The sequence below is a fragment of the Streptomyces sp. Ru72 genome, from assembly GCF_002920635.1.
Taxonomy (GTDB): domain Bacteria; phylum Actinomycetota; class Actinomycetes; order Streptomycetales; family Streptomycetaceae; genus Streptomyces.
In genome coordinates, this window is sequence record NZ_PQSR01000099.1 from 23197 (window position 1) to 30203 (window position 7007).

Below are 7007 nucleotides of genomic sequence, written 5' to 3' on the forward strand. Positions count from 1 at the left end.
GACCATGATGCCGTGCGGCACGGCGGCGCCGGGATACGGCCAACTGGTCGTTCCGCCTTGACCCTCAACACCCCCATCTGGGCTGTCCATGGTCACTTGGCCACATTACGGCTACTTGCAGTGGCACGATGCGTGTGTTAGCGGCGCATCCGTGGGGGGTGCCGCGCCGGTCAAGGGGACGGTAGGTACATGAGCACACCGAGTACCGGGCAGCAGCCCGCCCGTACGGCAACCATGGCGGAGTGCCGGGCGCCCGTGCAGCGCACGGACAGCCCCCCGCTGCCCGTGGATCCTCCCCCGAGCTCTTCGAGCAGGGCGTACCAGCAGGAGCCCAGCCTGTCCGGCCTGGGTCTGCCGGAGCTGCGCGCGCTGCGCCGGGACGCCCAGCGGGACGAGGCGGACCTCAGTTACGTGCGGCGGCTGCTGCAGGGCCGTATCGACATCCTGCGCGCGGAGCTGGCCCGGCGCGGTGGCGGCGCGGCGCCGGACGGGGTCATGGAGCGGCTTCCGGAGATCCTCAGGGACGCCCCCGCCCGCCAGCGGTCCTCGGCCCGGCATGTGACTCTCGGCACACCGCACGGCGAGGAGTACCGGCGGCTGGCGGCCGAGATGCTCGCCGAGGTGGAGCTGTCGGACCTCCAGGCGCGCACGGACGAGGAGTTGGGCGCGGGGATGGGACGGCTCGTGCGCTACGAGCAGCAGGTCTCCCGGCGGCGGCAGGATCTGCAGCGCACGGCGGACGACTGCAGTGCCGAGATCGCCCGCAGGTACCGTGAAGGGGAAGCGCAAGTAGACGACCTGCTCACGTGACGCCAGGGCCCCGGCATCCCGGGGCCCCTGAGCGTGTCCGCCGCCCGGGAGGGAACCCGTCCCGGGCCGTGCCGGCCAGGTCCCCGTCCCGAAGGGCAACGCCACCCATGCCGACTTCCGCCCAGCCCGCGATATCCGCACGGTCCTCCGCGCCCCCGGTGCTCGCCGAGGTGGTGCGGTCCGGGTTCGTCGAGGGGCGGCACCGGGGGAGCCTGGTGGTGCTCGCCGAGGACGGTTCCGTGGAGTTCGCGCTCGGCGACGTGACGGCGCCCGTCTTCCCGCGCTCGTCGAACAAGCCGATGCAGGCGGCCGGTGTGCTGCGCGCGGGTCTGGAGCTCACGGGGGAGCGGCTCGCGCTCGCGGCGGCGAGCCACTCGGGCGAGACGTTCCACCTGGACCTGGTGCGGAAGATGCTGGCGGAGCACGGGCTGACACCCGAGCGCCTGCAGTGCCCGCCGGACCTGCCGCTGGACCCGCAGGAGGCCGAGGCGTACCTGGCCTCGGGCGCCGTCCGCGAGCGGGTCACCATGAACTGCTCCGGCAAGCACACGGCGATGCTGGCGGCGTGCGCGCTGCGGGACTGGCCGCTGGAGACGTACCTCGACCCCGAGCACCCTCTTCAGCAGCTGATCCACACCGTGGTGGAGGAGGCCGCCGGGGAGCCGGTGGCGGCGGTGGGTACGGACGGCTGCGGGGCGCCGCTGATGGCGATCAGCCTGGCCGGCCTGGCCCGGGCCTACCGCTCCTTCGTCCTGGCGGCCCCGGGCACGGCGGAACGCCACGTGGCGGACGCGATGCGGGCACATCCGGAGTACGTGGCGGGCACACGTCGGCCCGACACCTGGCTGATGCGCGAGATACCGGGTGCCCTGTCGAAGATGGGCGCGGAGGCGGTCCAGGCGGTGGCCCTCCCGGACGGCCGCGCCCTGGCCTTCAAGATCGACGACGGCGCGACCCGGACCCTGGGCCCCGTCCTGTCCAGGGCACTGACCCTGATGGGGGTGGAGGCACCGGTGGTCGAGCGGATCGGCAGGGCACCGCTGCTGGGCGGGGGCCGTGAGGTGGGGGAGATACGGGCGGTGTTCTAGGAGGAGGCTTCGCGCGCTGCCGGGGGCGGCGGGGCGGGGTCCCGGGGGCAGTCGTAAATCCACGCGACACCTCCGCCCCCGCCCTCCTACCGTGACCCCATGAGCCGCCATCCTCAGGACCTCGACGTACGTCCCATCACCGACTCCGAGATCCCCGACTGGATCCGTGCCCTGCACACCGGGTTCCTCAGCTCCCCCCACGTCTCCGACCAGGAACTCGCCGTGCGCGGCGGCAACATCAACCCCGCCCGCACCCTCGCGGCCTTCGACGACGCCCTCCCCCACTCTCGGCTCCGCTCGAGCGGGGGGACCCCCATCGTCGCCACCTTCCGCTCCTTCCCCCAGGAGCTGACCGCCGTCGGCGGCGCACCGGTCCCCGCCGACGCCATCACCAACGTCTCCGTCACAGCCACCCACCGCCGCCGCGGCCTTCTGACGCGCATGATGGCCCTCGACCTCGCCGCCGCGAAGGACCGCGGCGACGTCGTCGCCACCCTCACCGCCGCCGAATACCCCATCTACGGCCGCTACGGCTTCGGCCCCGCCGCCCACATCGCCGAGTGGACCATAGACGTCCCCCGCACCGGCCTCGAGCGCCACCGCCCGGTCGTCGACGACGGCCGTATCGACCTCGTGGACGCGGACGATGTCCGCAAACTCGGCCCCGAGCTGCACGAGCGCTTCCGTCGCGCCACGCCCGGCGCCGTCTCCCGAGACGAGCGCTGGTGGCAGTTCTACACGGGTGCCCTGCGCATCAGCGACGACGACTGGACGGAACCCTTCTACGCCGTCCACCGCTCCGCCTCCGGCGAGATCGACGGTCTCGCCGCCTACGTGAGCGATGACCGCTGGGGTGAGGGCAAGCGGCCCCTGCAGACGGTGACCGTCAAGGGCCTGATCACGACCAGCCCCTCCGCCGAACGCGCCCTCTGGCACTACCTGTGCACGCTCGACTGGGTCACCACCGTGAAGTCCGGACAGCGTGCCCCGGACGACCTGCTGCCCCACCTCCTCCCGGACCCGCGCGCGGCCCGCCTCACCACGTACGCGGACACGCTGTGGGTACGCATCCTGGACGTCGTACGGGCCCTGGAGGCACGCACCTACGCGACGTCCGGCACGCTCGTCCTGGAGGTGGTCGACGAGGCCGGACTCGCCGGCGGCCGCTACCGGCTTCAGGCCGGGCCGGACGGCGCCGAGTGCCGGCGCACCGACGAGGAGCCCGAGCTGACCCTTCCGGTGGGCGAGTTGGCGGCCCTGTGGCTGGGGGACGAGTCCGCGGTGCGGCGCGCCGCGCTCGGGCGGGTACGGGAACAGCAAAAGGGCGCCGCCTCCGTCGCCGACGCCCTGCTGCGTACGTCCAGGCGGCCGTGGTGCCCGGACATCTTCTGAGCCCCACGGGCTCTCGGCCGGCGCTCCTTCCGTGCGGGTGGTGACTGCTGTGCTTGTTCATCCGTAGCTGTTCAGTTGTGGTTGTGGTGGTGCACGCCGGGCTCCCGGCTCCCCTCCGGAAGGGAGCCCGGTCACTCGTACGACCATGTCGGTCAGGAACACTCAAGCTCGTTCAACTTTTCCGGAGTTGGCGACCAACTCCACCTGACTTATCTCCACTTGGAGTCGTCTCATAACCACCCTCCTCTGAACTGCCGAAAGATGGCGTGAAGTTGTAGCGTTCGGTCGTGGAGCCGGAACACGCTGCCGCGGCCGGGCGGAAGAAGTCACAACGGCCACAGAGATCCCACCGCGAGGTGGCCGACGAGTTGCGCAGCCGGATCAGGTCGGGGCTGCTGCGACCGGGCCAGCGCATGCCCACGCAGGCCGAGCTGGCGGACGAGTTCGGAGTGGAGCGGGGTGCCGTGCGTCAGGCGCTGCGCATCCTGCAGTCCGAGCACCTGCTGACCGACGTCTCCAAGGGCAGCCCGGCGACCGTGGCGCGGCACGCGGGGAGGCCGCCGGCCGGCCCGCAGGCCCCGCCGCAGCCCACGATGGTGGCGCTGGCCCCGCGCATATCCGCCGCCTTCGCGGCCCCGCACGTGGAGATCGACGCCCTGTGCCTGACGGCGGTGTCGCTGACGCTCGCGATGGGCGAGCCGTTGCGCGAGATTCACGCGGGGCGTATAGAACCGGCCAAGGTCGACGTACGCGTGCTGCTGCCCAGCAGTCGTATCGAACTGGCGTTCCCCACACCGGTGGAGGGTGCGGACCCGAACCGCCTGCACCGTCGCTGGCTGGCCCACCGCAACGCCCAGGGCCAGGTCCTCAGGCACAACCTGCTCGCGCTGCGCAGCACCCACGGCATCGACGTGCACGTCTCCTTCCGCGCCCTGCCCTTCACCCCACCGGTGAAGCTGTACCTGCTCAACGGCGCCGAGGCGCTCTTCGCGTACTACACGCTGAGCCGGCGCGAGGCGGAGATCGACCAGGAGCACCTGCAGCTGTACGACGCCGAGGGGACCCGGTCGGTGCTGTTCCCGTTCGCGCAGGAGGCCGGGTTGCGGGACACGACGTTCGTGGAGCAGTCGCACCTGTGGTTCAACGCCCTGTGGGAGACGATCAGCTCGGAGCTGGATCTCGGCGTCTGACCTGGTCAGAGCGCAGGCTGGGCGACCAGCAGGGCGAGGACGACTGCCCCTATGGAGCTGCAGGCGGGGCTGTTGGCCTTGATCCCGATGGTGAGCAGCGTCAGCCCGATGATGCCGATCGTCCCGTACTTCCACTGGACGAACTGGTCGAATCCGACGACGAAGAGGGCGGAGAGAAGGGCGAGGGCGGGCATGGTGAACCTCTTTCCAGGGGCGGACCTCGGGGATCCGGGTGGCGGGACAGAGGGATTGAGCCGTCTGCATCCGGGAACTACCTGCGGACGATGTGCGAGAGGAGGGTCACCCTCCGCCAACTCTTCCGAGTTGGCAACCAACTGCACTTAAGTTATCCCCAGTTGGTCGGCATCTATAAACAACATTCAAACAACTCCCGGTAGATGGGCGGGGGTTGTAGCGTTTGGTCGTGACTCAGGAGAACGTCGCAGTGAACGGCAGCAGAAGGCTCTCGGCCCAGGAGATCGCCGACGCGTTGCGGACCCGGATCCGCACCGGCGAGCTGAAGCCGGGCGAGCGTCTGCCGACCCAGGCGGAACTGGCTGAGGAGTTCGGCGTGGAGCGGGGCACGGTCCGCCAGGCGCTGCGCGTCCTCCAGGACGACGGCCTGCTCAGCAGCGTGAGCCGGGGCAGCCCGCCCCGGATCGCCGAGCCCGCGCCGGTCAGCGACGAACCGCAGCCGACGATGGTGGCGCTGGCACCGAGGCTCTCCGAGGCGTTCACCTCGCCGAACGTGCGGATCGATGCCGCCTGTCTGACCGCCGAGACCCTGATGCTGGCGCTCGGCGAGCCGCTCCGGCTGATCCACGAGGGCCGCGTCCGGCCCCGGTCGATCGACGTGCGGATCCTGCTGCCCTCCCGGAAGATCAACCTGGCGTTCCCGATCTCGGTCGACAACCCCGGCGAGGACGAGGACCCGGTCCACCAGCGCTGGCTCGAACAGCGCAACGCCCAGGGCCACGTGCTGCGCCACAACCTCCAGGCGCTGCGTTCCTCGCACAACATCGACGTCAGTGTGACCTTCCGCGCCCTGCCCTTCACCCCACCGGTGAAGCTGTACCTCCTCAACGGCACGGAGGCGCTGATCGCCTACTACATGCTCACCAAGCGCGAGGAGGAGGTGAACAGCCAGACCCTCGAGATGTACGACACGCTCGGCGCCGCGTCCCTCCTCTTCTCCTTCGAACGCCGGGCGGGGCGGCGGGACGACGCCTTCGTGGATGAGTCCCAGAAGTGGTTCGACGCCCTCTGGGAAACCATCACCACGGACCTGACACTTTCCTCGTGACCTCTGATGCGACTTCTGATGCGACATCTGATACGACGCGGACCGATTCGACGGCGGCAGAGACGGAAAGGCTGCGCGAACTGATCAATGGTGCGCGCTGTGTGCTCTTCGACTTCGACGGGCCGATCTGCCGACTGTTCGCGGGCTACTCCGCGCGGAACATCGCGCAGGAGATGGTGGGGTGGCTGGCTCGGCAGGGGTTGCAGGGGCTGCTGACCGAGCAGGAACGGGCGCATCCGGACCCCCAGTTCGTCCTGCGCACGCTCGATGAGCGGCAACCGGACAGTGACCTGGTCGACGCGCTGAAGGACATGCTGACGAGGGAGGAACTGAAAGCAGTCCCGTCCGCCTGGCCCACCCCGTACGCCGATCCGGTGATACGCACCTGGGACGCGAGAGGAGCGCGACTCGCGGTCACCACCAACAACGCGGCCGACACGGTCCACCGGTACCTGCAGAGCCGCGAACTCGTGGACTGCTTCGCCCCGCACATCTACGGCCGCACCCAGGAACTCCATCAGCAGAAGCCGGACCCGTACCACCTCAACCGCGCCCTGCGGGCCATGGGGTCGGACTCGAAGAGCGCGCTGATGATCGGGGACACGGCCGACGACCTCGAGGCCGCCCGCCGGGCCGGCGTCCCCTTCCTCGGCTACGGGAGCACCGACCGCAAGGAGAAACTCCTGCGCGAGGCGGGCGCCCAGACGGTCGTACGTTCGCTCGACTCGGTGCTGCGGGTGCTGCGGGAGAAGGCGTGAGGTCGCGTACCGCCCGGTGAGGGACCGACACGCGCAGGTCGTTTCTGGCAGCATGCTCGTTCGCGGACCAGTACCGTGCTTCACCTCCGCACCACCGGTGCGCCACAGGCCAGGAACGAACGATGTCTGCCGAACGTGTGACTTCTCCCGCACGGGCCCGCGCCGCCCGGATGAGCGGCGACCCGAGCGTGGTCGAGGGGCCGCTCGAGGGCTATCACCATGAGACGTATGTGATCCCTCTGCCCGCCGAGGTCGCCGGGCCCGGTCGGAGCCGGGGCAAGTGCCGGGAGCCGCGCAGCAATCTGCTCTGGTTCGACCGCCGCTGTTTCGCCTCGGAGGAGAAGCTGCTCCGGGCACTGCAGGGACGTATCAGCGGTATCCCGGACCTCATCGAGCTGGCGGAAGAGGTGCGGCTGCAGCGGTTCATCGAGGGGCGCACCCTGGGCGCGCTCCACCCGTCGGGGGA

General features: G+C 70.4%; 7 protein-coding genes and 1 pseudogene. 7 read left to right on the forward strand and 1 reads right to left on the reverse strand.

Features of this window, described 5'->3' with window-relative positions; all coding sequences use genetic code 11:
- The first annotated feature begins 189 nt into the window (after positions 1-189).
- The 4 genes from C3488_RS31815 (at position 190) to C3488_RS31830 (ending at position 4480) form a co-directional block, all read left to right on the forward strand.
- Positions 190-810, forward strand: a complete 621-nt coding sequence (locus tag C3488_RS31815; protein WP_103844346.1) for an AmfC protein — start codon at positions 190-192, stop codon at positions 808-810.
- Positions 811-917: 107 nt separating this feature from the next.
- On the forward strand, positions 918-1898 hold the full coding sequence (locus C3488_RS31820; RefSeq protein ID WP_103844347.1) for an asparaginase: 981 nt from the start codon (positions 918-920) through the stop codon (positions 1896-1898).
- 99 nt (positions 1899-1997) lie between these two features.
- Positions 1998-3290, forward strand: coding sequence for a GNAT family N-acetyltransferase (locus C3488_RS31825; protein ID WP_103844348.1), 1293 nt, complete (start codon positions 1998-2000; stop codon positions 3288-3290).
- Positions 3291-3577: 287 nt separating this feature from the next.
- Entirely contained in the window at positions 3578-4480 is a 903-nt protein-coding gene (locus C3488_RS31830; protein WP_103844349.1) for a winged helix-turn-helix domain-containing protein, read from the forward strand.
- Between the two features lie 5 nt (positions 4481-4485).
- Here C3488_RS31830 and C3488_RS31835 read toward each other — a convergent pair whose 3' ends face one another.
- Entirely contained in the window at positions 4486-4674 is a 189-nt protein-coding gene (locus C3488_RS31835; RefSeq protein ID WP_103844350.1) for a hypothetical protein, read from the reverse strand.
- Between the two features lie 224 nt (positions 4675-4898).
- Here C3488_RS31835 and C3488_RS31840 point away from each other — a divergent pair, with 224 nt between their 5' ends.
- The 3 genes and pseudogenes from C3488_RS31840 to C3488_RS31850 all read left to right on the forward strand — a co-directional run.
- The gene (locus tag C3488_RS31840; protein ID WP_103844351.1) at positions 4899-5783 is read left to right on the forward strand and encodes a winged helix-turn-helix domain-containing protein; all 885 of its coding nucleotides are present in this window, start codon (positions 4899-4901) and stop codon (positions 5781-5783) included.
- The gene (locus C3488_RS31845; protein ID WP_103844352.1) at positions 5729-6541 is read left to right on the forward strand and encodes an HAD family hydrolase; all 813 of its coding nucleotides are present in this window, start codon (positions 5729-5731) and stop codon (positions 6539-6541) included. Before C3488_RS31840 ends, C3488_RS31845 begins: the two co-directional genes overlap by 55 nt.
- Positions 6542-6663: 122 nt before the next feature.
- Positions 6664-7007: pseudogene (locus C3488_RS31850) on the forward strand (aminoglycoside phosphotransferase family protein); the annotation flags it as partial.